Origin of the sequence: Paraburkholderia sp. MM5482-R2 (genome assembly GCF_050436125.1) — a bacterium.
In the GTDB taxonomy this organism is placed as follows: domain Bacteria; phylum Pseudomonadota; class Gammaproteobacteria; order Burkholderiales; family Burkholderiaceae; genus Paraburkholderia; species Paraburkholderia tuberum.
Genome location: NZ_JBNDLP010000003.1, coordinates 2,579,545 through 2,604,384, shown reverse-complemented (window position 1 = coordinate 2,604,384; position 24,840 = coordinate 2,579,545). Strand labels below are relative to the sequence as shown.

Below are 24,840 nucleotides of genomic sequence, written 5' to 3'. Positions count from 1 at the left end.
GCTGATGTTCGCCGTCAGCGCGAGCGTGATGCTCGGTGCGTTATCGATATCGATCGACCTGGGACGCTACGCAATTTCGCAAGCTCGTATGCAGTCCGCACTCGACGTGGCGAATCTTTCGGCTTCGATGGACATGGGCCACTATGCGAGCACGGCCTGTCCGACGACCCTCGCCGCGTGGAAGAACGATGCGCTCAGGTATTACAGCACGAACATGCCGGACGGCTATCTCGATCTGCTGCTTTCGAGCAGCAATTTCAATGCGACCTGCGCGAATAACCCAAGCAGCAACGGCGGTGGCCAACTGGTGCAGCTTTCCGCGACGGGCGAATTGCCGTTGATGATGCCGGCGTTCCTGGCATCGAAGAACACCGGCACCAGCACCGGGTCGACCGGTAGCAACGACATGCAGGTCGCCGCTTCAAACGAGGTAGCGCGTAACCCGCAAACTGAACTGGAACTGGCGCTGGTGCTGGACAACACGGGGTCGATGGCCCAGACGCCAAGCGGCGGTAGCGCGAGCACCCTCTCGGAGGAAAAGATTTATGGACTGAAGACTGCAGCCAATAACCTGTTGACACAACTGTTCGGCCAGTCGGGATCGTCGCAGTACTACATCGGAATCGTGCCATTTGCCAGCACAGTTAACGTCGGCGAGACCCCGTCATGGCAGGGAGCGAACAGCGCGACGATTTCCGCATCGCTGAGTACGGGAACGTGGCTCAAGCAGACGTTCAGCTACAACTCGACCAGCGTGTCGATGAGCGGTACGCCGACGGTTAGCCTGTCGGGTTCGACGTGGGCGTGGAGTGGTAGCGGGTGGGGCGGTTGCGTCGCAGAGCCGCGGGACAGCAGCGGTAATCTGGCCGCGGCAGCCTATTCGCCGTCCTCGACGACGGCGTCGTCGACGTCGCCCTATTTGCAGTTCACGCCTTACTACTACAACGTGCCGTCCACGGGGCTCACGGTCTACACCCAAACGAAGTCGAAAAAGCAGACAACCTGCACGACTTCCACGATCTCGGGGGTTCCCTCGACAGTCGGATCTGGATCAGAAGGCACGTGCACCACGACCAGTTCGACACTTCCGGTCAGCCAATGGGACGAGACGTCGGCCAATAGCGCTCATACGTTGAACCAGAACAATCTGTGCATTGGTACGCCAGTGACGTTCCTGACCAACGACCAGAAGCAACTGACCAATGCAATCGCCGCGATGCAGCCAGCGGGCAGTACGATCATTCCGCTCGGGTTATTGTGGGGATGGCGCATGCTGTCTTCGAGCTGGGCCGGCACCTGGAATCAACGTTCGACCATCACCACCCCGCTGCCGTTATCGGAGAGCACGATGGGGCTGCAGCGCGTGCTGATCCTGATGACGGACGGGGAGAACGACGTCACTCCGAGCAACGTTCCGGGCCAGGAGGTCACGTACTTCAATGGGCTGTCCGGCGTCGGTATGAACGGCCTTCAGGCGCCATCCGTGGCGAGCACGAATTACAGCAGTGGCACGCTGGCGACCGGCACGATCAACCTGAACGACATCAACTCCTATCAGGCGGGGGTCTGCACCGCGATCAAAAACGCGGGCATCACGATCTATACGATCGCGTTCGGCTCGGGGGCCGCGGCCAATACAGGGTTGCAGTCGTGCGCGTCGCCAGGCGACTACTACACCGCATCCAGCAACTCGGCGCTAAATTCGGTCTTCCAGCAGATCGCATCGAACATCGGCATTCTGAGGCTCCAGCAATGACGATATCGGACAATGCATCGATCGAACAACCAGCGGTCGCAAAGAGGAATGCAAGCGACCGCGCGAGCCAGCGGCGGCATTGGCTAACACGGCAACGCCTGTACGTCTACTCAGGAGCATTGCTGCTTATTTACATCCTTGCGCCAGGAGTGCAAATACTTCGCGAGAGTTGGCAGCATCAATTGTCTTTCGGCAACAATGCACGAGACTACATCGCGTTCTGGAGTGCTTCACATCTAGCGCTGCAAGGGCACGCCGCCCATGCGTACAGCGCGAAGGTGCTGGATGCGGTCGAAAAATCCGTGCTACCTAATCTCAAAGGAACCTTGCCCTGGTTGTATCCGCCGACATTCCTGTTGTTTCTCTACCCTGCAGCGCTGCTTCCTTACGAGCCTTCGGCCTGGCTCTTTTTTGGACTGACGCTCATAGCGTTCGTCGTAGCCATCAACTCGATCGTGCCGGGCAAGATTTCGACCTTGCTCGCACTGGCTTTCCCAGGAGTGATCATTTCGGCACTGTCGGGACAAAACGGCCTGCTGACCGCCTCACTCATGGGATTCGGGCTCGCACTATTGCCGCGGCGTCCGGTTTGGGCAGGCGTGTCGCTAGGACTGCTTTGCATCAAGCCGCATCTCGCCATACTGATTCCGCTTGCGCTGATCTGTTCGCGCTCGTGGAGAACTCTGGTGGTAACCGGATCGATCGCGGTCGCGCTGAGCGCGATATCGGTCGGCTTGTTCGGTGTGGAAACACTCGCCGCTTTCGTGCACAGCATGGGGGAAATCCAGGGCATCGTCATTTCCGACAGCAAGCTGCTGCCTCGCATTCCCACGTTTTTTGCGCTGGCAAGGCAGTTGTCCATGCCCGCAGCCGCCGCCTATGCCTTGCAGGCAGCTTCAGCGTGCTTGGCCGTCGCTTCGGTTGTCTACGTTTGGTCCCAGCCGGCCGCCCACGAATTGCGCGCGGCGACGCTCGTCTGCGCGACGCTGGCCTTCACTCCATATCTTTACGATTACGACCTGACCTGGTATGGCCTCGTCATTGCCTGGTATGGCCGGTTAGGGTCGGCTCACGGTTTCCGGCGTTACGAGCGGGAGGGGCTAATACTGCTCGGGTTCGCTCCGCTAATGGGGCTACTGGTCGTACCCCGCGTTCATTTCCAGTTCCTGCCCATCCTTACGCTGGTAACCCTCGCAGTGCTCGTCACGCGCGTAGGCAGGGAGAGGTGCGGCGTGAATGGAGGCATCAGCGTCGCGTTCGTCAAGGAGATCTCCTGATGAACATGATGTCCCCCATCAACATCCGAGATCTGTCGAAGCGACCGCCGGTCCCGCTGATTTCGATCATCGCGCCGTTTCATAACGAGCGCGATGCGGTCAATCTGTTCTTCACGGAAATACGAACCGTCATCGCCCCTCTTCATGCGTTTCGTTTCGAGATCGTTTGCATCAACGACGGCAGCGAGGACGGCACGCTCGACCAGTTGCTCGCCGCAGCTGCCCAGGATGCGCGCATCCGCGTGCTCGACCTGACGCGTAATTTCGGCAAGGAAGCTGCACTCACTGCCGGTCTCGACGAGGCGCGAGGCGATGCCGTTGTCGTCATCGATGCAGATCTGCAGGACCCGCCGGAACTGATTCCCGAGATGATTCAATGCTGGCAGGATGGCGCGCCGGTCGTACTGGCGCACCGCGCCAACCGCAGTACCGATTCGCTTGCGAAACGCGTGACGGCCACTCTCTTCTATCGCGTTCACAACGCCCTGTCGAGCGTGAAGATCCCGCCCAATGTCGGCGACTTCAGGTTGATGGACCGACAGGTAGTCGAAGCGCTGAGCCGGCTGCCGGAGCGGCGTCGATTTATGAAAGGGCTCTTCGCGTGGGTAGGCTTTCCCGCCGTAACGCTCCACTACGAGAGAGCACAGCGTAGTGCGGGCCATTCGAGCTTTTCGGGTTGGCGCCTGTGGAACTACGCGATCGAAGGCATTACCGGGTTCAGTACGATTCCGCTACGTGGCTGGACTTACGTGGGGGCGTTGATTGCCATGCTCGCGTTTTTATACGGCGGGTTCATGGTCGTGCGCACGTTGCTGTTCGGCAATCCCGTACCCGGTTATGCATCGCTGTTTTCGGCAGTGCTCTTCATAGGTGGCATCCAACTCGTCGGTATCGGCGTGATTGGTGAATACATCGGCCGGATTTACGACGAGTCGAAACAACGGCCGATTTACCTCGTTCGCCAACGTTATTGCGCTGCCGATACGGGGCGTGATGCGCGCCTCGCCGAGGGCGTACACGGATTCCAACGGAAAAAGCGCATCAGCCGCACGCTTCGGCGAGACGGTCGGAGCGCTCATCCGCGAGCCCGGAAAGACGTTGCTTGGGGCGATGCGAGGCCCGATGCCGTCGCACGATCGCCGTCAGCATCAGAGTCATTGCGAAGGGTGCCAGATGAAATGGCAAATGAAATGTAGCGCCAATCAGTTCATATACCGGCATTGACCATACCGCGGCAAGCGCGAGCCGGTCTAAGCGCGTTAGCTCGCCCGCTACCGCGTCGCGTATTAGAAGCGCCGCCGGAAAGCCGAGCCAGGCGAGATCGTAGGTCATCAAATAGGGTTGTACGAGCAGGCTGGCGACGAGCAAGGCCGCGGCCCTCAATTCGTACCGTGCGTTCGCGAGCCAAAGATAGGCAACGGTAAGCCCGGCGGGAATGGCGGCTACCGCCTGAACGGCGTAAGCCACTGCCACGGGCGCACCGGCGAGTCTGGCGGTGGCGAATAATGTTGGCATCCCGAACCAATGATCCCGGCCATCCAGCAGGGCGGCTTGTCTGAATACGGGAAGGTACGAGAAAAACGAAGACCATGCCTCAATCCCTAGTATCGCGATACTCGACAGAATAAATGCCGAGCAAAAGACAATAGTGGCGAGCAACATCTTCCAGCGGCGTCCGCAAACGAGGGCGATCGGGAAGAGCACACCCAGTTGCGGCTTGACCAAGAGCACGGCGAGGCAAGCACCCGCGTAAATCGGCGCCGGCTCCATCAGCACAAGCGCCGCGGCAGCGGCGGCGGCGGTGAAGAGGGTATTCTGTCCCGCATAGATTGCCAACGGCATCCCGGCAAGCGCGGCGATCAAGATTGACTGGCGCTGTGTTTGTTCCAGGCGGCGGCCGATGCGTAATGCGATAGTGCAATAAATGCCCGTGCCGAGTGCCAGGAACAGGAAGAGGGCGCACGGGTAACTCAAATAGCCCAGTGGCCGAATGGCGAGCAAGAAAGTCGGCGGATAAGGGCACGGATAATATTGCGACGAGGAGCGCACCACGGCTTCCAGCGGTTGCATCCAACGAGGCGAATATACCGCTGCCGCGCCGTGCGCCAGCTCGACACGGGCTGCGGCCCAGAAAATTCCGAAGTCGTACCCGATGGCGGGCGCATTGCCGATACCGATTACGTAGCGTGCGGCGAGGCCGAGGGCGAGGGGGATGAATTGTATGCTGAGCACGAAGCCCGGCACGAAAGCCAGCAGGAACTGGAAAGTGGACGTTACCTTCCTGCGCGTCTCTTGTGTAGTCATGGTTGTTGTGTAACGTTCGGGTGCTGTGCGCAGGTCGGTCCGGGAATGACTACCGCGTCAACCTTCCATCCGATAGGTCCACCGCGCGTGGGCAATATATGAGCATACTGGAACGCAGCACACGACGATCAGCGTGGGCGCCCAGAGATGCTGTCGACCTACTAGCAGCGGCACGAGTGCTGAAACACCGAAGCCTGCGGAGGAGACGACGCAGAAGCGGGAAAAATTCGAGAACGTTGGCCTGCTCGAAAAACTCCAGAGTGTTTGTAGCAGGAACGAAACGACATTGGCAAGGACAAATCCGGCGAGATTGGCAATTGCTGAATCTGCAATGAGCCGATTGAAAACCAGCCAGGCGACGCACAGATGCGTGCAGGTGGCGACGACGCCGGCTATGGCGAAGCGGATGATCCTGGGCATTTGGGGAACGCGCTAATGTTTGGTTTCGTCATTATCGCAGGTAGAGCGGAACCCAGGCGGTGCGTCATGGTGGTGGTTCGCGGCGCGGTGCCGGTCATTGTAATGGAGCGTCCGTGCGCGGGGCGTGCGCAGGGAGGTTTCGTGCATTCGTCTACAATGAATGGTCCGCTGAACGCACCCATAGCTTCGACCCCGCGCGTCGCAAGGAGACGAAATGCTTGACGTATCCACGTTGGGGACGTTCATTGCCGTCGTGCTCGGGCTCTTTCTGATTTTAGGCCCGGCCGTGCTGCTAGTTTTGACGCGCACCATGCACGGCGGACGTAAAGCCGGCATTCTGACCGGTCTCGGTATCGCAACTGGCGATCTCGTGCATACGCTGGGCGCCGCGGTTGGCCTCTTCGCGCTGCTGATGACGTCCGCGCTGGCCTTCAATGCGGTGAAATTCGTCGGTGCCGCGTATCTCGTATATCTGGGCATTCGCGCGTTGCGCGAAAGGCAGGCGAGTGCGCACCTGCCGGTCGTCGCGCCGGTGTCGGGTTCGAAGGCGTTCTTGCAGGCGATTCCCGCCGAAGTGCTGAACCCGAAGACCGCGCTGTTTTTCCTTGCGTTTCTGCCGCAATTCGTGCGCCCCGAACATGGCTCGACGTTTCTGCAGTTCGCGGCACTCGGGCTGATTTTCGTTGCCATGAGCGCGCTTTATACGACGCTGATCGTCCTGACGATGCGGCCGCTGGGCAAACTCGTGAAGCGTTTGACGTGGTTGACGCGCTGGCAGAACAAGCTCATCGGTGTGCTGTTCATTTCGCTCGGCCTGCGCGTGGCAGTGCAAACACGCTGAGTCCGGAAGCGCGAGTTCAGGACGACGCCAGCAGGATCAGCGACCCAACGACGCGACTGTTAAGCATTGCAAGGCCGCGATGCCATGGCACGCGCGATTCAGGAGACAGCGATGAATGAAGACGCAACTTCGACGGCGCGCGCAATCGAGTTCTGGTTCGACTTCGGCAGCAACTACAGCTATCTGAGCATGATGCGGATCGAAGCGTTGGCGGCCGCGCGCAACGTGACGATCGTCTGGCGGCCGTTTCTGCTCGGTCCGGTATTTCGCCAGCTCGGTTTCGACAACTCGCCCTTCGTACTGCAGAAAGAAAAAGGCGCGTACGTGTGGAAAGACATGGAGCGTCGATGCCGCAAATACGGCATTGCGCTCACGCGCCCCAGCAGTTTTCCGCGCGCTGCGCTTCTCGCGATGCGTGTCGCGCTGCTGGGTGCGAACGAGCCGTGGATCGGTGCCTGGTGCCGCAAGATCATGCAGTTGAATTTCGTCGACGACCGCGACATCGGTTCAATCGATGTCGTCAGTCACGCGCTCGACTCGCTTGGCTTACCGGCGCAGAGCGTGATCGACGCCGCGCAAAGCGACGCGAACAAGGTCCGCTTGCGCGAGCAGACCGAACGGGCCATCAACAAGGGGATTTTCGGTGCGCCGACGTTTTTTGTCGGCGGGGAGATGTTCTGGGGCAATGACAGGCTGGAGGACGCGTTGGACCATTGCGACGCGATCGCGGCGCGTCATTGAACGTCAGCGGGAGCGCTTAATCAGCCTGCTGGCAGAAGCGCCGACCCGGCACGTGAGAGACCACGGCCAGGGCGATTTCGAGCGGAGTACTTTCGGCGGGAACGACGCGACGGCTCGGCTCGGGCGCGTGCTTCATCGTCCATTCGACGAGCCGGTATGAACGGCCCCAGGGCGGTTGCAGCGGATCGGAGACCTTGCAGGAGTGAATCTGGCGAGTCCATTCATGGCCGGGCATCGCACGCAGATGTTCGACTACCATCTCTTCAACCATGATTTACCTCCTTCTTGTGCGCGTAACCGTTTTCGGTCGCGCTTCTGGCACCCCTCAAGAAAAAGCGCCGCCGATGTTCTGGCGGCTCAACAGGGGATGTGCCACATACTTGCAGGGAACAATTAAGCGAAACTTAAGAACCGCAATCATTACGCAAACGGATCTCATTGCGTGTAAGCGAGTGCAAGTGAATGCAAGCGAGAGCTGACAACAGTGGGCATGAACGCTGGCAGGCCGGCCGACACGTCGCGAGCCTGCCCTCAAGACCCCGGCGGATCGGCCGTTATCAGTAGAGTTGGGGCGTCGACCCCGCTTCGCCTTCAGGGCCGCCTTACTGATACCGTGACGAATCTCGCCCAAACCCCGCTTTCCGAGCGCCTTCGCTCGCTCGTCGACACCGTGCAGCACAACGAGCGCACGTTGCGGCGCTTCCAGAACGTCGAGTTGCGGTTGATCGGCGCGCAGGATTTCGCATCGTTTCTCGATACGTTGTTCAGCCATCTGCCGAGGGAGTTCTCGCTCGCGAGCGTGGTGCTGTGGCTCGACGAGCGCGCGCCAATGCTGCTCGAACTGCTCGAGCCGGGCAACCTGCGCGCGCTCGATCATGCGCAGCTGAAGACGTCGCGCGAGGGCGGTCTCGTCGCGCAATCCTTGTGCGAAGACGATCGGCCGTGGCTCGGCCGCCCTGGCGAACTCGACGACGACACGCGCCGCGCGTTCTTCGGCGCCGCGCCAGCTCACGTGCCGGCCAGCGCGATCCTGCTGCCGCTCGCCGCGGGCACGAGCATCAGCGGCTATCTATGCCTCGGCAGCGACGACCCCGCGCGCTTCGGCGCGGGCATGGCCACCGACATTCTCGAGCGCTTCGCGAGCATCGTCACCGCGAGTCTCGACAACGTCGCGCATCGGGAGCGGCTCAGGCAGCTCGGCATGACCGATTCGCTGACCGGCCTCGCGAATCGCCGCTATTTCGACGAACGGCTGCGCGAGGAGTTGATGCGCGCGGCCCGTTATCGCGTGCCGGTCGCGTGTCTTTTCATCGATATCGACGGTTTCAAGCGCATCAACGATAGCCACGGCCATCAGAGCGGCGACCGCGCGCTCGCGGCGGTGGCCGCCTGCGTGCGACAGCAGGTGCGGCTTGGCGACACCGTCGCGCGCTATGGCGGCGAGGAGTTCGCCGCGCTGCTGCAAGGCGATCGCAGCGACGCGTTGACCGTCGCGGAACGCGTGCGGCGTGCGGTCGAGAATCTCGACGTGCGCGACGAGCACGGCGTGCTCATTGCATTGACCGTGTCGATCGGCGTGGCCGGGCGGGTGGTCGCCGGCAGCCCGGCCGAGGCGATGTCGCTCGGTCAGGCGATGATGGACGAGGCCGATCGCGCGATGTATCAGGCCAAGCGCAGCGGCCGCAATCGTATCGAGGCGCAGGTCGATGCGCTCGATGAGCAGGGCTGATCGACCGCAACTAACACTAACTACGCGTCACACTCCTGCCGCATCCGGCGGCACCCCGAGCAGCTGCAACGCGCCGCCCATCACGCCGCTGAACACCGGTCCAGCGACCGTGCCGCCATAGAACGCCTTGCCAGCCGGATCGTCGATCATCACGGCGACGATCAGGCGCGGATCGCTCATCGGCGCCATGCCGACGAACAGCGCGCGGTAGCGGTTCTTCGCGTAGCCCGCGCCGATCTGCTTGCGCGCGGTGCCGGTCTTGCCGCCGATGCGGTAACCCGCCACGGTCGCGGCGCGTCCGGTGCCGCCGTCGCCCGTGGCCATTTCGAGCATGTTGCGGATCGCGCGCGCGGTGCCGGGCGTCGTGACCGATTCGCCGCGCTCGGCGAACGACGCGGGGCCGTCCGCGTCGAGCGGCTCGCGCAGCAGGCTCACGCGCCTCAGCGCGCCGTCGCCGGCATAGGCGGTGTAGATCTGCGCGATTTGCAGCAGCGATACCGACAGCCCGTAGCCATATGCCATCGTGGCCTGTTCGATCGGGCGCCAGCGTTTATATGGCCGCAGCTTGCCGGCGGCCACGCCAGGGAAGGGCAGCTCGGGCTTCAGACCGAGCCCGTATTGCCGATACTTGGTCCAGATCGTCTCGGCCGGCAGATTCAGCGCGAGCTTTGCGAGCGCGATATTGCTCGACTTCTGCACCGCCTCGGCGACCGTCATCGCGCCGTGATTCGACGTGTCGTGAATCACGGCCGGGCCGATCCGATACCAGCCGGGCGCGGTATCGATGATGCTCTGCGGCCGCACCTTGCCTTCGTCGATCGACAGTGCGACGACCACCGGCTTGATCGTCGAGCCCGGTTCGAACGTGTCGATCACCGCGCGGTTGCGCAGCTGCCGGCCGGACAGGTGCGTGCGGTCGTTCGGATCGAAGCTCGGGTAGTTGGCGAGCGCGAGGATCTCGCCGTTGCGCGCATCGAGCACGACCACGCTGCCCGCTTCGGCGCGGTGCTGCGCGATCGCCGCTTTGAGTTGTGTGTATGCGAGTTGCTGGATGCGCCGGTCGATCGTCAGCTGGATCGTGGCGCCGTTGCGCGCGGGCACGAGCGGCCGCGTCTCCGAGATCACGCGGCCGAGCCGGTCGCGGATCACCTCGCGGTGGCCGGGCACGCCTTGCAACTGCGCATTGGCGGCGAGTTCGACGCCTTCCTGGCCGTTGTCCTCGATGTCGGTGAAGCCGACCACGTGCGCGGCCGACTCGCCCTCGGGATAAAAGCGTTTGGTGTCGCCGATCTGCGTGATCCCGGCGAGCCCGAGGCGCGACAGATGCCCGGCAGTGTCGGCATCGACCTGGCGCTTGAGCAGCACGAAGCTGCGCTCGCCGATCAGACGCCGACGCAGTTCCGCGAGCGGCAGATCGAGCAGCTTTGCCAGCGGCGCGAACGCGCTTTCGTCGACGAGCTTCGGCGTGGCCCAGATTTCGTAGGTCGCGAGACTGACCGCGAGCATCGAACCATTGCGATCGACGATCCGGCCGCGCGTCGCGTCGAGTTCGAGCAGGCGCTGATAGCGCTTCTGCCCTTGGTCGACGTAGAAGTCCTGATTCACGACCTGCACCCAGAACGCGCGGAGCGCGAGCGTCGCGAACGCGCCGAACACGAGCAGCACGACGAACTTCGAGCGCCACGCGGGTAGTCGCGCATCGAGCAGCGGGTTCTTCGCGGCTAAGGCATAGGGATCGGGCGACGGCGGTTTTTTCTGGCGGATCATGGCGGCGGGCAGCGGACCTCACGTACTTTCGATTGAACGAGGCCGCCAATGCCACGAGGGCTGGCGGCAAGGACTGTCGCCGGGCCGATTGTAAATAAAACGTAATTTAAATGCGAGGAATGTGAAAGGAGGCGCGTTCGAGCGGGAGCAAAGGCGAGCCGAGCCGAAGCTTGATCACGAAAAGCCGCGCGGACTTGCAAAATCCGCGCGGCTGATTCGTTCGATTGATGCGTCGACTCCGACGCGGCGTGTTGAATAGGCGCTCCCTGCCTGTGGGGCGCCTTCTTTTTTCGCGCCCGTTGCGGGCGCGGCGGGGCAAGCTCAAGCCGGCAACGCGAAACTCGCAATCGCGTCGCGCAACACGGCGACCTGGTCCTTCAGCGAATGCGCGGCGGCCGCGGCCTGTTCGACCAGTGCCGCATTCTGCTGCGTGACCTGATCCATCTCGCCGACCGCGCGATTGACCTGTTCGATGCCCGCGCTCTGCTCGCGCGACGCGTGGCTGATTTCTTCGAGGATCTCGTTGACCCGCCGCACCGACTGCACGATCTCGCCCATTGTCGCGCCCGCGTTGGCGACCAGTGACGAGCCGGTCTCGACGGTATCGGTCGAAGTTTCGATCAGCGCCTTGATCTCCTTGGCGGCCGTCGCCGAGCGCTGCGCGAGGCTGCGCACTTCGGCCGCGACCACCGCGAAGCCACGGCCCTGTTCGCCGGCGCGAGCCGCCTCGACGGCGGCATTCAGCGCGAGGATATTGGTTTGGAACGCGATGCCGTCGATCACGCCGATGATGTCGCCGATCTGCCGCGAGCTCGCGGTGATCTCGCCCATCGTGCGCACCACGTCGTCGACCACGCGGCTGCCGCGCGTCGCGACGTTCGCTGCGTCGCTCGCGAGTTGCGCGGCCTGGGTCGCGCTGTCCGCGTTCTGCTTCACGTTCACCGTCATCTGATCCATGCTCGACGCGGTTTGCACGAGCGCCGCCGCCTGCTCCTCGGTGCGCTGCGACAGGTCAGTGTTGCCCGCTGCGATTTCGGTCGCGCCGACGTTGATGTTCTCGGTGCCCTGGCGCACTCGCGAGACCGTGTCGACGAGTCCCGCCTGCATCGTGCGCAGCGCGTGCAGCAGGCTGCCGCTGTCGTGCGGCTCGATCGGCACCGGTATCGCGAGGTTGCCTTGCGCCATCAACCGGGCGTGCTCGACGGCCACTTCGAGTTCGCCGCCGAGCGAGCGGTGGATGCTGCGCAGCACGACCAGCATCACGGCCGTAGAGAGCGCGCCGAGCGCGACGGTGATCGCGAGCCAGCGCAGCAGGTTGTGGTAGAACGCGCTTTGCACGTCGTCCATGTACATGCCGGTCACGAGGTACCAGTCCCACGGCGCGAAGTGCATCGAGTAGCTGGTCTTCGCGACGGGCTGCTCGCTGCCGGGCTTGGCCCACAAATAATCGACGAAGCCGCCGCCGTCGTGATTGCCCGAGTTGACGATATCGACGAACAGATGATTGCCGGCCGGATCGGTGAACTGCGCGAGGTTCTTGCCGATCAGTTCGGGCTTGATCGGATGCATCAGCATGACCGGCTGCGAGTCGTTGATCGATAAATAGCCGTCCTTGCCGTAGCGCATCGCGCCGAGCGTCGCGAGCGCCTGCTTTTTCGCGTCGTCCTCGGACAGCGCATGCTGCTGGGAGAGCGAGTAGTAGTGGCCGACGACGTGGTTTGCCTCTTCGATCAACGAGCGCAATTGCTCGCGTCGGTCCGAGATCATCGATGCGCGGTTCTGCCACGCGCCGAACGCGCCGATCAGGATCAGGCCGACCCACAGAACGGCGATCATGGACGCCAGTTTTCGGTTCAGAGTCATAGCGATGGGAATAGGCGTTTTGGCCAATAAGGTCCATTGAATTGCGGTCGGATGCCGCTCGCTGTGTTTACGGCGCGAAATGGCATTGATCGAGACAGGGAAAACCCGCTGTTCGACATCGCTATTCGTCCGATTAATGGGTGGATTTATTGATCGTTTTAAGCGGCGTTCATACGCGCAATTCGAAAAAGACTTTTGTGCATCATTCGCGAATCTGAATTAACCGACGATTATCGTAAATCGCAGCGATTGAAAAATGCGCGAGAAAATCGACATGAAAAATGCCGGCGCTGGTCTGCGTAAAACCTGCTGAGCCCAATCCAGGAAGGCTCACACCAACCTCCCACAAAACGCCAATCAAATCCAAAAAATCCCGTTAAATGGTCACGAATGCAAAAAACAACACATTTTTCCACTTAAGCGCAACCACGAAAGACCGCTGAGACCTTCAAAGACTCGTCATAAAAAATTCCGCTATAGTCGCCCTTTTCCGATTGCCAGCCTGGCATGGAAGAACGCCAATAAGCCCGTCACCAGGAGTCCCGAAGAATGAATGCACGCGATCCCGCTTTCGTTTCCCAGTCCCGCAGCGCGCGCCTGCGCCAGATGCTCGTCAGCAGCGAACTCGAATTCATGATGGAGGCGCATAACGGCCTGTCCGCGCGCATCGTTCGCGAAGCTGGGTTCAAGGCGATCTGGGGCTCGGGCCTCGCGATCTCCGCGCAGTTCGGCGTGCGCGACAACAACGAGGCGAGCTGGACGCAGGTGGTCGATACGCTCGAATTCATGGCCGACGCGAGCGATCTGCCGATCCTGCTCGACGGCGACACCGGCTACGGCAACTTCAACAACGTGCGCCGCCTCGTGCGCAAGCTCGAACAGCGCGGCATCGCCGGCGTGTGCATCGAGGACAAGCAGTTTCCGAAGACCAACAGCTTCATCAACGGCGAGGCGCAGCCGCTTGCCGATATCGACGAATTCTGCGGCAAGATCAAGGCGGGCAAGGACTCGCAGAACGACGAGCATTTCTCGATCGTCGCGCGGGTCGAGGCGCTGATCGCGGGCTGGGGCATGGACGAAGCGCTGCGCCGCGCGCAAGCGTACGCCCAAGCTGGTGCCGATGCGATCCTGATTCACAGCAAGCTGTCGCGCCCCGACGAGATTCTCGAATTCGCGCGCGAATGGGCCGGGCGCGCGCCGCTCGTGATCGTGCCGACCAAGTACTACAGCACGCCGACCGAGGTGTTCCGCGAAGCGGGCATCAGCACCGTGATCTGGGCGAACCATCTGATCCGCGCGTCGACCTCGGCGATGCAAGCCGTCGCGAAGGAAATCCATTCGAGCGAGACGCTCGTCAACGTCGAGGACAGCATCGCGGCCGTCAACGAAATCTTCCGTTTGCAGGACGCCGACGAATATTCGGAAGCCGAAGACCGCTATCTGTCGAGCGGCCGCGCGGCCGGCTCGGCCGTCGTGCTCGCCGCGAGCCGCGGCAAAGGCCTTGAAGCGGTGACCGGGGACCGTCCGAAGGTGATGCTGCCGATCGCCGGCAAACCGCTGCTGCGCTGGCTCGTCGACGCGTTCAAGAAGCAGGGCGTCAACGACATCACCGTGGTCGGCGGCTATCGCGCCGACGCGATCGATACCGCGGGCATCCGCCTCGTGGTCAACGAGCAGCACGCGCAGACCGGCGAGCTTGCCTCGCTCGCATGCGCACTCGACCACCTGACCGGCGACACGGTCATTTCGTACGGCGACCTGCTGTTTCGCAGCTACATCCTGCGCGATCTGGTGGAAAGCGAGGCCGCGTTCAGCGTGGTCGTCGATTCGTCGCTGACCGATGCGGAGAACGCGAGCGTGCGCGATTTCGCGTGGTGCTCGGCCGCCGACGACCGCGGTCTGTTCGGCAACAAGATCGTGCTGCGGCAAGTCGCGAGCGGGCGGGAGCAGTCGTCGGCGGCGGGCGTCGCCCCGGTGCCGCATGGCCGCTGGGTGGGTCTGCTGAACGTGCGCGGCGCGGGTCGCGAGCGCCTGCGGGCGGTCATGCGCGAGTTGGGGACGCGCGACGATTTCGCGGCGCTCGACATGCCCGCGCTGCTGAACGCGTTGATCGAAGCGGGCGAGTCGATCGAGGTGCAATACGTGCACGGCCACTGGCGCGGCGTCAACGATCTCGACGATTTCCGCCGCGCGGGCGACTTCGCGCACGCGCAGGCGCCGTTCGCGACGGCCGTCGGCGGCGGGGCGACGACGAACGATGCACACGGAGGCGCGCAATGATCGAAGCAGCACAGTTCGTCGAGGCGGCGCGCGAGCGCGGTTTCGACTGGTACGCGGGCGTGCCGTGCTCGTATCTGACGCCGTTCATCAACTACGTGCTGCGGGACGAATCGCTGCACTACGTGTCGGCGGCCAACGAGGGCGACGCGGTCGCGCTGATCGCCGGCGTTACGCTCGGCGCGAAAAACGGCCGGCGCGGCATCACGATGATGCAGAACTCCGGGCTCGGCAACGCGGTCAGCCCGCTGACGTCGCTGACGTGGACCTTCCGCCTGCCGCAACTGCTGATCGTCACGTGGCGCGGCCAGCCCGGCGTTGCCGACGAGCCGCAGCACGCGCTGATGGGCCCGATCACGCCGGCGATGCTCGACACGATGGAAATTCCGTGGGAGACGTTCCCGACCGAGGCCGACGCGATCGGTCCGGCGCTCGATCGCGCGATCGCGCACATGGACGCAACCGGCCGTCCGTACGCGCTCGTGATGCAGAAGGGCAGCGTTGCGCCGTATGAACTGAAGGACGGCGGCGCGCCCAGGCGGCGCACGCCGGTCGAGCCTCGCGCGCGGTTCCGCGACAGCGCCGCGAACGAACTCGCGACGCGCCACGACGCGCTGCAAAAGGTGATCGCGCATACGCCGCTCGACTCCACGGTGGTGCTCGCGTCGACCGGCTTTTGCGGCCGCGAACTCTATGCGATCGACGATCGCGCGAACCAGCTATACATGGTCGGCTCGATGGGCTGCGTGACGCCGTTCGCGCTCGGCCTCGCGCTCGCGCGCCCCGATCTGCGCGTGGTCGCGCTCGACGGCGACGGTGCCGCACTGATGCGCATGGGCGTGTTCGCGACGCTCGGCGCGTACGGCCCGTCGAACCTCACGCACGTGCTGCTCGATAACGGTGCGCACGACTCGACCGGCGGCCAGGCGACGGTATCGTCGCAGGTGTCGTTCGCGGGCGTGGCGGCCGCGTGCGGTTACGCGTCGGCGGTGGAGAGCGACGATCCTGCGATCATCGACGAGCTGTTCGCGGCCCCGCCGCTCGACGGGCCGCGCTTCGCGCGCCTGACGATCCGCCGCGGCACGCCCGACAGCCTGCCGCGCCCGACCATTACGCCGCCCGATGTGAAGACGCGCCTGATGCGCCACATCGGCGCGATCTGAACCCAACGCCAACAGGAGCGCCCATGCTGCTGCTCAACCCCGGCCCGGTGACGCTCACCGAACGTGTCCGCAACAGCCTGTTGCAGACGGATCTGTGCCATCGCGAGAGCGAGTTTTTCGATCTCCAGGAAGAGGCGCGCACGCGTCTCGTCGACGTGTACGGGCTCGACCCGAACGAATGGCAGGCAGTACTGATGACCGGCTCCGGCACGGCCGCCGTCGAAAGCATGACGGCCGCGCTGGTGCCGCACAACGGCAAACTGCTGGTCGTCGAAAACGGTGTGTACGGCGAGCGTATCGCGCAGATCGCCGCGCAATACGGCATCGCGCACGAAGCGCTGAAGCACGACTGGATGGACGCGCCCGATCTGGCGAAGATCGCCGAACGGCTCGACGCCGACAAGTCGTTCACGCACGTCGCGGTGATTCATCATGAAACGACCACGGGCCGTCTGAACGACATCGCGGCGCTCGGCGCCTTGTGTCGCGAGCGCGGCCTGCGTCTGCTGGTGGACGGTGTCAGCAGCTTCGGCGCCGAAACGATCGATTTCGCGGACGCGAGCCTCGACGCGCTCGCGGCGACCGCCAACAAGTGCCTGCATGGCGTGCCGGGCGCGTCGTTCGTGCTGGTGCGGCGCGCGGCGCTCGCGCGCGCGGCGAGTCGCACTTACTACCTCGATCTCGCGCGGCTCGCGCGTTTGCAGGATCAGCGCAACACGCCGTTTACACCGTCGGTGCACGCGTATTACGCGCTGGTCGAGGCGCTGCGTGAGCTCGCCGACGAAGGCGGCTGGCGCGCGCGTCACGCGCGCTATGCGGCGCTTGCCGAGCAGGTGCGCGCTGGGCTGGCGGCGCGCGGCATCGACAGTGTGTTGCCGGCCGGGCAGTCGTCGGTGGTGTTGCGCGCGTACCGCTTGCCCAACGGTATCGCGTATCCGCAACTGCACGACGCGCTGAAGGCGCGCGGCTTCGTGATCTATGCGGGGCAGGGCGGGCTGTCGGCGGAGCTGTTCCGCATCTCGACGATGGGCAACGTTCACGCGGCCGATATCGACCGCCTGCTGCAGGGCTTCAGCGACTTGATGCGCTGACGCTGCGCCGAGCGGCGCGCCGCGACCGCGCCGCTCGCGGCTCCCTTACACCGGATCCTTGTCCGGCGGCCCGTCAGGTCGCTGCGGCTCCTCGGCATGATGCCCCGGCGACGGCGGCACGAGCGGGTCGGCTTCCGGGTCGCGGTTCGGATCGGCGTTCGGGTCGGGAATCGGGCTGGTGTGCATGTCGTAGCTCATTGCGTCACCCTTGCGGTTGAAATGCGCGGGTCCGGCCGAAGCGGCTTGATACCGCCGATGTGTGCCGCCGCGTCGGCTATCTGTCTTCAAGCGTAGGCGCTCGCCGCGCTTCCTGCTCGCTCCTTTTTGCTATTTCTTCGCGCGTTTGCGGCCGGCGCTGAGCTGCCAGTAGCGCTCGGTCGCGAACACGTCGTCGTAGTTGCCGGCGCCGAACGCCCGCAACTGGCTCGCGTACGCGTTGACCGCCTCGCGTTTCAGATGCGCGCGGCGCTGCACGTCGATCGTGTGGCCCGCGCTCGGCGTTGCCGGCGTGGCGACGATGCCGCGCTGCGCGAGATCGGCGAGCCGCGCCTGCACCGCGCCCGGCGTGAGCCGGTGAATCGCTTCCTCGTAACCGAACCAGTCCAGATGCGTGAGCCGCGGCAGGATCTCGCAGCACGCTTCGAATACCCGGGCGTGATCGTCGTGATGCAGGCCAAGCGGCATCAGCAGCGTGTTCGCGGTCGTGCGGTAAATCGTTTCCTCCAGCGCCGCGGCCATCTGGCTGATCGACGGCGAGTCAGCGTACTGGCTGTCGCGAAACGGCATGCGCAGCGGGATCGCGTCGAGCACTTCGAGCGCGCGGTTGTCTTCGATCGTGCGTTCGCGGACCGCTTCGTGGGCGTTCGCGAAGCCCGCTTTTTCGTCCCACTCCGTGTGCATGTCGTGTTCGGGCGGTGCGGCGAACACGGTGCAGACGGCAGCGTCGGGATGGGCGGCGAGCAAGGCGCCGCAACTGAAGACGGCGTCGTCGAAATGGGGCGAGACGATGAAAAGGCGTGGAGTGGTTTCGCTCATGGGCTTGCGTGTGGCGATTCGAGGCGGGACGGATGAGGCATCGAGGCTGCCGGTCGTCAAGGCGCCGCGTGCGAAAAAAATGGCGTCACCTCAGCTTAGGCGCAATTGGCGCGGCTTGCGCGCGAAACTTGCGGGCAAGATTCTCGATTTCGACCGGCTGCGGTCAGCCAGTCTCGGCGAGCCTGATGTTAGCGGCTAGAGCGTGCGCAAATCGTCCGGCGTGTCCACGTCGCGCAGAATGCCGGGATCGTCGACGTCGATGCGCGTCAGCGCGTGTGACCTGAGCAGCGCTTTCGCGCCGGTGTCGCCGTCCAGCGCGAGTAGCGCGTCGCGATGCTCGCTGCCGAAGCCGACCGGATGGCCGCGCTGGCCGTCGTAGAACGGCGCGACGAGCGGCGCGCCGTTGTCGAGCGCGCGGGCTACCGCTTCGATCGTCGGAACCGCAATGCGCGGCATATCGGCAAGCGCGACGATCCAGCCCTCGGCGTCGTCGCTCGCTTCGATACCGGCGGCGAGGCTCGCGCCCATGCCGCGCTCGGCGCTCGCCGCAAACACGACATCACAGCCGGCATCGTTCAGCGCGCGGGCGAGCGCGTCGGAGCCCGGCCGCACGACAGCGAGCACCCGCGTCACGACCCGCAGCAGCCGATGCGCGGCTTCATGCGCAACCGGCGTGCCGTCGGGCATACGTGCGAGTAGTTTGTTGTGCAGCCCGTGCGGATCGAAGCGCGAGCCGAGACCGGCGGCGAGCAACACACCAGTGGCGAGCGAAGCGTAGGCCATCGGCGGATACCGGTAGACAGGAATGTCCCCGATTGTGCGATGCAACGGTGCGCGAAGCAAGCGGCAAGGCACGCCCGATGCAAGCCGCCCGCCGCTTTCGCTTTCACTCCAATTCCGGCACTGCCGCCGGTTCAGGTCCGCACCGCCTTGTCCAGCGTGATCGGCAGATCGCGCACCCGCACGCCGGTCGCGTTGTACACCGCGTTCGCGATCGCGGCCACCACGGCCGTGATGCCGATCTCGCCGATACCGCGCACCCCGAGCGAGTTGATATAAGGATCGGGCCGGTCGATGAAGGTGATGTCGAGCGTGCCGATATCGGCATTCACCGGCACGTGATACTCGGCGAGGTTCGCGTTCGTGAAGCGTCCGAAGCGCGCATCGAGCGTGCTTTCCTCCTGCAGCGCCGCGCCGATGCCCCAAACGATGCCGCCCATCATCTGGCTGCGCGCGGTCTTCTGGTTCAGCACGCGGCCGACGTCGTACACCGCGACCACGCGCGGCACGCGGATCGTGCCGAGCTCGGCATCGACGTGGACCTCGACGAACACCGCGCCGAACGAGTGGAACGAGTACTTCTGCTTCTCGTCGCCGGGCTTCACGGTCGCGCTCGCCTCGATCGGCTTGCCGCCCGCGCGCGCGATGATCGCCGCGGCCGGATCGCGCTTGCCCGGTTGCGAGCGGCTCACGACCCAGCCGCTTGCGACGGTGACGTCATCGAGCGGCAGGCCATGCACGGGCGACGCCGCATCGGCAAGCGCCAGCGCGATCAACTGGCTGCGCGCCTGGCTCGCCGCGTCGCGCACCGCGGGCGACACGCTGGCCGCCGACTGCGAGCCGCCCGAGACCGGCGCGCGCGGCAGCGACGAATCGCCGAGCGCGAAGTGGATCTGCTCGGGCGTGAAGCCGAGCGCATCGGCGGCGACCTGGGTCATCACCGTGTAGGTGCCGGTGCCGATGTCCTGCGTGCCCGATGCGACCACCGCGGTGCCGTCCGGCAGAATCTGCGCAAGCGCCGACGCCTCGCTGCGGTTGGCCGGATAGGTCGCGGTCGCCATGCCCATGCCGATCAGCGTGTTGCCGTCGCGCCTCGAACGTGGCGCGTGCGGGCGGCGCGACCAGCCGAACTTCTCGGCGCCGATCTGATAGCACTCGCGCAGCGACTTGCCCGACCACGGCTTGTGCTCCTGCGGATCGCTGTCTGCGTAGTTCTTCAGGCGCAGCGCGAGCGGGTCCATCTTCAGCGCGACGGCGAGTTCATCCATCGCCGATTCGAGCGCGAACGAGCCGGTGGTTTCTCCGGGTGCGCGCATGAAGGTCGGCGTGCCGACATTGAGTTGCACGAGCCGGTGCGTCGTTATCTGGTTGGGCACCGCGTACAGCATGCGCGTGACCATGCAGCAGGTCTCGGTCCAGTCTTCGATCATCGACGTGTTCGAAATGCTGTCGTGACGCATCGCGCTCAGCGTGCCGTCATGCCGCGCGGCGATCACGAAGTGCTGCTCGGTGCGCGGCCGCGCGCCGACCGGGCCGAACATCTGCGGGCGTTCGAGCGCAAGCCGCACGGGCCGCCCGGTTTGCCGCGCGGCCATCGCGCACAGCGATACGTGCGACCACGACGAGCCCTTGCAGCCGAAGCCGCCGCCGATCAGCGGCGAGATCACGCGCACGTCGGACACAGGGATGGCGAACGTCTTCGCGAGCACCTGCGCGGCGCCGCTCACGCCCTGCGTCGAGTCGTAGACCGTCAACTGCGGGCCGTCCCATTGCGCCATCGTCGCGTGGGGCTCCATCGGGTTGTGGTGCTCGATCGGCGTCGTATAGGTCGCTTCGATATGCACGTCGCCGCTTTGCATGCCGTCTTCGAAGCTGCCGCGCTGCGTGTCGGTCTGGCGGCCCTGCGGCTTGTCCGGCGCATGCGCGTGCGCCTTCGCCTGCTCGAAGTCGAGCGCCGCGGCGCCCGGCTGATAGGCGATGCGCAGCTGGCGAGCGGCATCGGCCGCATGTTCGAGCGTATCGGCGACGACCACCGCGACCGGCTCGTTGCTGTAGTGCACTTCGTTATCCTGCAGAAGCGACAGATGCCGGCCGGCCGGCGGCGCGAGCGCGGGCCGGCCGCCATTCGGCAGGCGCGGCGCGTTCTGGTAGGTCATCACGAGCAGCACGCCGGGCACGGCCTCGGCGCGGCTCGCATCGATCGACGCGATCGTGCCGGCCGCGATCGTGCTCGTCACGAGCACCGCATGCGCGAGGCGCGCCCCGGGGAATTCGGCTGCATAACGCGCGTCGCCGGTCACCTTCAGCAGTCCGTCGACGCGATCGAGGGGTTGTCCGATCAGATTCATGCGATACCTCCCGCGTTGCCCGCTGCCTGATTAACCGCACGCACGATCGCGCGCTGCGCGAGCTGCACCTTGAAGGCGTTGTCGTGGCGCGGCTGCGCGCCGCTCAATGCGGCCGCGGCGGCGTTCTTCAGCGTGGCCTGGCTGAGCGGCTGGCCGCTCAGCATCTGCTCGGCCACGTTCGCGCGCCATGGTTTGTGCGCGACGCCGCCGAGCGCGATGCGCGCGCTCTGAACACGCTCGCCATCCATCTGCAACGCCGCCGCGACCGATACGAGCGCGAACGCGTAGCTGGCGCGGTCACGCACCTTCAGATAGTGCGAATGCGCGCTGAACAGCGGCGGCAGCAGATCGACCGCGGTGATCAGCTCGCCGGGCTGCAAGGTGGTATCGACATCGGGCCGGTCGCCCGGCAGCCGATGGAAATCGGCGAACGCGATCGTGCGCTCGCCGCTGGGGCCGCTCACGCGCACCAGCGCATCGAGCGCGGCCAGCGCGACGCTCATATCCGACGGGTTGACCGCAATGCATTGCGGGCTCGCGCCGAGGATCGCATGCGCACGGTTATGGCCGTCGAGCGCCGCGCAGCCGCTGCCGGGCAGGCGCTTGTTGCACTGCGTGAACGCGGTGTCGTAGAAGTAGCCGCAGCGGGTGCGTTGCAGCAGATTGCCGCCGACCGTCGCCATGTTGCGCAACTGCGCCGACGCGCCCGCGAGCAGCGCTTGCGACAGCAGCGGGTACTGCTCGCGCACCAGCGCGTGATTGGCCGCGTCGCTGTTGCGCACCAGCGCGCCGATGCGGATGCCGCCGCCGGGCAGCGTCGTCACCGAGTCGAGGCCGCCGATGTGCGTGATATCGATGAGCCGCACCGGCCGCGCGACGCCGCCCTTCATCAGATCGAGCAGATTCGTGCCGCCGCCGATGAATACCGCGCCCGGCTGTTGCGCGGCGCGCACCGCGCTGGCGACGTCGCCGGCGCGTTCGTAGGAGATCGCATCCATGTCGGTCTCCGTCAGGCGTTGTCGTGCGCGGCGCGGACCGCGGCGACGATGTTCACGTACGCGCCGCAGCGGCAGAGGTTGCCGCTCATGCGTTCGCGGATTTCGTCGTCGGTGAGCGCGGCGGGACGCGCGCGCACGTCGGCGGTCACGGTGCTCGCCGTGCCGTTGCGGAATTCGCTGAGCAGGGCGGTCGCCGAGCACAACTGCCCGGGCGTACAGTAGCCGCACTGGAACGCATCGTGTTCGATGAACGCGGCCTGCACCGGACTCAACGCGCCGTTGCTCGCGAGTCCTTCGACGGTCGTGATGTTCTCGCCTTCGTGCATGACCGCGAGCGTCAGGCACGAGTTGATGCGGCGGCCGTCGACGAGCACCGTGCAGGCGCCGCATTGACCGCGGTCGCAGCCTTTCTTCGTGCCCATCAGTCCCGCGTATTCGCGCAACGCGTCGAGCAGCGTCACGCGCGGTTCGAGTTGCAGCGTGTACGCGCGGCCGTTGACGGTCAACGTGACGGGGCGCGGCGGTACCACGGGGTTGCCTGGCGGCGCGGGTGAGGCGGGCGCCGGCGCTTGCGTTTGCGCGCGCAGATGCGGCGCCGCACCGATCGTCGCGGCGGCCGCCGCAGATTGCAGGAAGCGGCGTCGTGACGGTTGGAAAGGCGTGGTGGTGGGCTCGGCGGTGGACTCTGATGCGGGGGCGTCCCCGCAATGCTGACATTCTGTAGGCGTAGTCATGACGATCTGTTGACTCCACTGAAAGGTCAATGCAGGCTGACGACGCGTCGATGTCCAACGCATCGCGTTGAAACAAAACTATTGCGCAGCAATTTGAATGCCGTTGCAGCTAACACGGTATTAAAAACTCGCTGCAAGCGCAAAGCCGATCTGCGCAATAAAGGCAGGCCAATATGCGCAATGACCGCGATGGAGCCCGGCTGGAGCCGCGCAAACACGGGCAAAAGTTGCACGTTGCAACGGGGAAAATGCGAAATCGACCTCCGGGCTCAACGCGCCCGGCAGGCTGCGAGGATGCCTCGCAGCAAATCGATCGGCGGCGGACATCCGGGGATCGTCAAACTCACGGGTAGCTTCGCCGCGGATGTCGACAGGTTTGAACTGGATGGAAAATGTCCGCTTTGCGGGTGATAAATTTGGAACGGGCCAACCGGGCGCGGAGCAATAGGCGAGGGAGGGATGATCATGGCGAAGCAGCGCATTGCGACGTTCAACATCAACGGTATCCGCTCGCGGCAGGCGGCGCTATTGCAATGGCTCGAGCGCGAGGCGCCGGACGTCGTGTGCCTCCAGGAACTGAAGGCAGTGGATAGCGCATTTCCAGTCGACGCATTGCGCGACGCCGGTTATGGCGCCGTGTGGCAAGGCCAGAGCGCATGGAACGGTGTGGCGATTCTGGCCAAAGGCGACGCACCGCTCGAACGTCGGCGCGGTCTGCCCGGTTTCGAAGACGACACGCATAGCCGTTACATCGAGGCCGCGGTCGGCGGCGTGCTGATCGTGTGTCTGTACCTGCCGAACGGCAATCCGCAGCCCGGCCCCAAGTTCGACTACAAGCTCGCGTGGTTCGATCATCTGATCGCGCATGCGGCGCAGCTCTACCAGAGCGGCCACCCGGTCGTGATCGCTGGGGACTTCAACGTCGTGCCGACCGACGAAGACATTTACAACCCGCGCTCGTGGCTAAAGGACGCGCTGCTGCAGCCGGAGAGCCGCGAGCGTTATCGCAGGCTGCTCGCGCAAGGCTGGACCGATGCGCTGCGTACGCATTTCGGCGACGAACGCGTGTACACGTTCTGGGATTATTTCCGCCGTCATTGGGATACGAATTCGGGGCTGCGCATCGATCATCTGCTGCTGAGCGCCGACCTCGCGCCGCGCCTGCGCGATGCGGGCGTCGACCGTTGGGTGCGCGGCGAACCGCATGCCAGCGACCACGCGCCGACGTGGATCGAACTGGAAATGGGCGCCGGCCGCAAGAAGAAGAGCGGCTAGTGAAGCGGCGGGCGATCCGCTTGCGGCGGATCGCCCGCTTTGGCGCGACTGCTGCGCCCTGTTGATCGGCGCCTATGATCCGGCGCCGTGCCTGCTTCAGTCGTAGTCGCGACCGCCGCGCGACCACAGCGCGCCCATCACGAACCCGGCGAGAGCAACCACGGCCAGCGTCGTGAACGGGTTTTCGGCCGTCGTATCGCGCACGAGGCTCGTCGTATTCGCGCATAACTGCTGCGCCTTGCCGCTCAATTCGCGCGCCTTGCCCGCCACCTGCGCGCTGGTGTCGCCGACGGCATCGCCGACCGCGCTTTGCACCTTGCCCGCGACTTCCTTTACCGCGCCTGCCGCTGAATTCGTATCCATATGCATCGCTCCTGTTGTCATATTTACGTGCGGGCCCGCTGCAATTGCAACGCGCTCGCACAAGGGCGCCGCGCAAGC

Annotated in this window: 21 protein-coding genes and 2 pseudogenes; 10 read left to right on the top strand and 13 right to left on the bottom strand. The window is 64.6% G+C overall.

Features of this window, described 5'->3' with window-relative positions; translation table 11 throughout:
• Window positions 1-4: 4 nt before the first annotated feature.
• The 3 genes from OKW37_RS33920 to OKW37_RS33910 are packed head-to-tail and all read left to right on the top strand — an operon-like array spanning window position 5 to window position 4,229.
• Window positions 5-1,756, top strand: a complete 1,752-nt coding sequence (locus OKW37_RS33920) for a hypothetical protein (RefSeq protein ID WP_429403542.1) — start codon at window positions 5-7, stop codon at window positions 1,754-1,756.
• Window positions 1,753-3,033, top strand: a complete 1,281-nt coding sequence (locus OKW37_RS33915; RefSeq protein WP_429403541.1) for a glycosyltransferase family 87 protein — start codon at window positions 1,753-1,755, stop codon at window positions 3,031-3,033. The genes OKW37_RS33920 and OKW37_RS33915 overlap by 4 nt, the downstream gene beginning before the upstream one ends.
• An 8-nt stretch (window positions 3,034-3,041) precedes the next feature.
• Entirely contained in the window at window positions 3,042-4,229 is a 1,188-nt protein-coding gene (locus OKW37_RS33910; RefSeq protein ID WP_429404361.1) for a glycosyltransferase, read from the top strand.
• 154 nt (window positions 4,230-4,383) lie between these two features.
• Here OKW37_RS33910 and OKW37_RS33905 read toward each other — a convergent pair.
• Window positions 4,384-5,103, bottom strand: a pseudogene (locus OKW37_RS33905) (glycosyltransferase family 87 protein); the annotation flags it as partial.
• Between the two features lie 291 nt (window positions 5,104-5,394).
• On the bottom strand, window positions 5,395-5,757 hold the full coding sequence (locus OKW37_RS33900) for a GtrA family protein (protein WP_429403540.1): 363 nt from the start codon (window positions 5,755-5,757) through the stop codon (window positions 5,395-5,397).
• Window positions 5,758-5,971: 214 nt separating this feature from the next.
• Here OKW37_RS33900 and OKW37_RS33895 point away from each other — a divergent pair, with 214 nt between their 5' ends.
• Together OKW37_RS33895 and OKW37_RS33890 are read left to right on the top strand one after the other, a co-directional pair.
• A complete protein-coding gene (locus OKW37_RS33895) occupies window positions 5,972-6,598 on the top strand; it encodes a LysE family translocator (protein ID WP_429403539.1) in 627 nt (208 codons plus the stop codon).
• A 111-nt stretch (window positions 6,599-6,709) separates the two neighbouring features.
• Complete coding sequence (locus tag OKW37_RS33890) at window positions 6,710-7,339, top strand: 2-hydroxychromene-2-carboxylate isomerase (protein ID WP_429403538.1); 630 nt, start codon at window positions 6,710-6,712, stop codon at window positions 7,337-7,339.
• Window positions 7,340-7,355: 16 nt separating this feature from the next.
• Here OKW37_RS33890 and OKW37_RS33885 read toward each other — a convergent pair whose 3' ends face one another.
• Entirely contained in the window at window positions 7,356-7,610 is a 255-nt protein-coding gene (locus OKW37_RS33885) for a DUF2866 domain-containing protein (RefSeq protein WP_429403537.1), read from the bottom strand.
• Window positions 7,611-7,952: 342 nt separating this feature from the next.
• Here OKW37_RS33885 and OKW37_RS33880 point away from each other — a divergent pair, with 342 nt between their 5' ends.
• The gene (locus OKW37_RS33880) at window positions 7,953-9,068 is read left to right on the top strand and encodes a diguanylate cyclase (protein WP_429403536.1); all 1,116 of its coding nucleotides are present in this window, start codon (window positions 7,953-7,955) and stop codon (window positions 9,066-9,068) included.
• A gap of 27 nt (window positions 9,069-9,095) precedes the next feature.
• On the opposite strand, the gene OKW37_RS33875 is transcribed toward OKW37_RS33880, so the two are convergent.
• Together OKW37_RS33875 and OKW37_RS33870 are read right to left on the bottom strand one after the other, a co-directional pair.
• Window positions 9,096-10,835: a peptidoglycan D,D-transpeptidase FtsI family protein gene (locus OKW37_RS33875; protein WP_429403535.1), complete on the bottom strand. Its 1,740-nt coding sequence runs from the start codon at window positions 10,833-10,835 to the stop codon at window positions 9,096-9,098.
• Window positions 10,836-11,156: 321 nt separating this feature from the next.
• On the bottom strand, window positions 11,157-12,698 hold the full coding sequence (locus tag OKW37_RS33870; protein WP_429403534.1) for a methyl-accepting chemotaxis protein: 1,542 nt from the start codon (window positions 12,696-12,698) through the stop codon (window positions 11,157-11,159).
• Window positions 12,699-13,247: 549 nt separating this feature from the next.
• Here OKW37_RS33870 and aepX point away from each other — a divergent pair.
• From aepX to OKW37_RS33855, 3 genes are read left to right on the top strand one after another with little or no spacing between them, the layout of a single operon-like run.
• On the top strand, window positions 13,248-14,978 hold the full coding sequence (gene aepX / locus OKW37_RS33865) for a phosphoenolpyruvate mutase (RefSeq protein ID WP_429403533.1): 1,731 nt from the start codon (window positions 13,248-13,250) through the stop codon (window positions 14,976-14,978).
• Entirely contained in the window at window positions 14,975-16,138 is a 1,164-nt protein-coding gene (gene aepY, locus OKW37_RS33860) for a phosphonopyruvate decarboxylase (protein ID WP_429403532.1), read from the top strand. Before aepX ends, aepY begins: the two co-directional genes overlap by 4 nt.
• Before the next feature lie 23 nt (window positions 16,139-16,161).
• On the top strand, window positions 16,162-17,229 hold the full coding sequence (locus OKW37_RS33855; RefSeq protein ID WP_429365135.1) for a 2-aminoethylphosphonate aminotransferase: 1,068 nt from the start codon (window positions 16,162-16,164) through the stop codon (window positions 17,227-17,229).
• Between the two features lie 45 nt (window positions 17,230-17,274).
• On the opposite strand, the gene OKW37_RS33850 is transcribed toward OKW37_RS33855, so the two are convergent.
• The 7 genes and pseudogenes from OKW37_RS33850 to OKW37_RS33820 form a co-directional block, all read right to left on the bottom strand.
• Window positions 17,275-17,427 (bottom strand): hypothetical protein, encoded by a 153-nt coding sequence (locus OKW37_RS33850; RefSeq protein ID WP_166618176.1) that lies wholly within the window; start codon window positions 17,425-17,427, stop codon window positions 17,275-17,277.
• Window positions 17,428-17,556: 129 nt separating this feature from the next.
• Window positions 17,557-18,264, bottom strand: coding sequence for a PIG-L deacetylase family protein (locus OKW37_RS33845; protein WP_090809333.1), 708 nt, complete (start codon window positions 18,262-18,264; stop codon window positions 17,557-17,559).
• A 195-nt stretch (window positions 18,265-18,459) separates the two neighbouring features.
• Window positions 18,460-19,047, bottom strand: coding sequence for a nucleotidyltransferase family protein (locus OKW37_RS33840; RefSeq protein WP_187619469.1), 588 nt, complete (start codon window positions 19,045-19,047; stop codon window positions 18,460-18,462).
• Between the two features lie 131 nt (window positions 19,048-19,178).
• On the bottom strand, window positions 19,179-21,392 hold the full coding sequence (locus tag OKW37_RS33835; protein ID WP_429403531.1) for a xanthine dehydrogenase family protein molybdopterin-binding subunit: 2,214 nt from the start codon (window positions 21,390-21,392) through the stop codon (window positions 19,179-19,181).
• Window positions 21,389-22,390 carry an FAD binding domain-containing protein gene (locus tag OKW37_RS33830; RefSeq protein WP_429403530.1) on the bottom strand — a complete coding sequence of 334 codons (1,002 nt, stop codon included), beginning with the start codon at window positions 22,388-22,390 and terminating at the stop codon, window positions 21,389-21,391. The genes OKW37_RS33835 and OKW37_RS33830 overlap by 4 nt, the downstream gene beginning before the upstream one ends.
• Window positions 22,391-22,401: 11 nt before the next feature.
• Entirely contained in the window at window positions 22,402-23,124 is a 723-nt protein-coding gene (locus tag OKW37_RS33825) for a (2Fe-2S)-binding protein (RefSeq protein ID WP_429403529.1), read from the bottom strand.
• A gap of 269 nt (window positions 23,125-23,393) precedes the next feature.
• A pseudogene (locus OKW37_RS33820) lies at window positions 23,394-23,477 on the bottom strand (formate hydrogenlyase); the annotation flags it as partial.
• A 112-nt stretch (window positions 23,478-23,589) separates the two neighbouring features.
• Between OKW37_RS33820 and xth the strand changes: the two are divergent.
• Entirely contained in the window at window positions 23,590-24,399 is an 810-nt protein-coding gene (gene xth, locus OKW37_RS33815) for an exodeoxyribonuclease III (protein ID WP_429403528.1), read from the top strand.
• A 96-nt stretch (window positions 24,400-24,495) separates the two neighbouring features.
• Here xth and OKW37_RS33810 read toward each other — a convergent pair whose 3' ends face one another.
• Window positions 24,496-24,762 carry a CsbD family protein gene (locus OKW37_RS33810; protein WP_013091250.1) on the bottom strand — a complete coding sequence of 89 codons (267 nt, stop codon included), beginning with the start codon at window positions 24,760-24,762 and terminating at the stop codon, window positions 24,496-24,498.
• Between the last annotated feature and the right edge of the window lie 78 nt (window positions 24,763-24,840).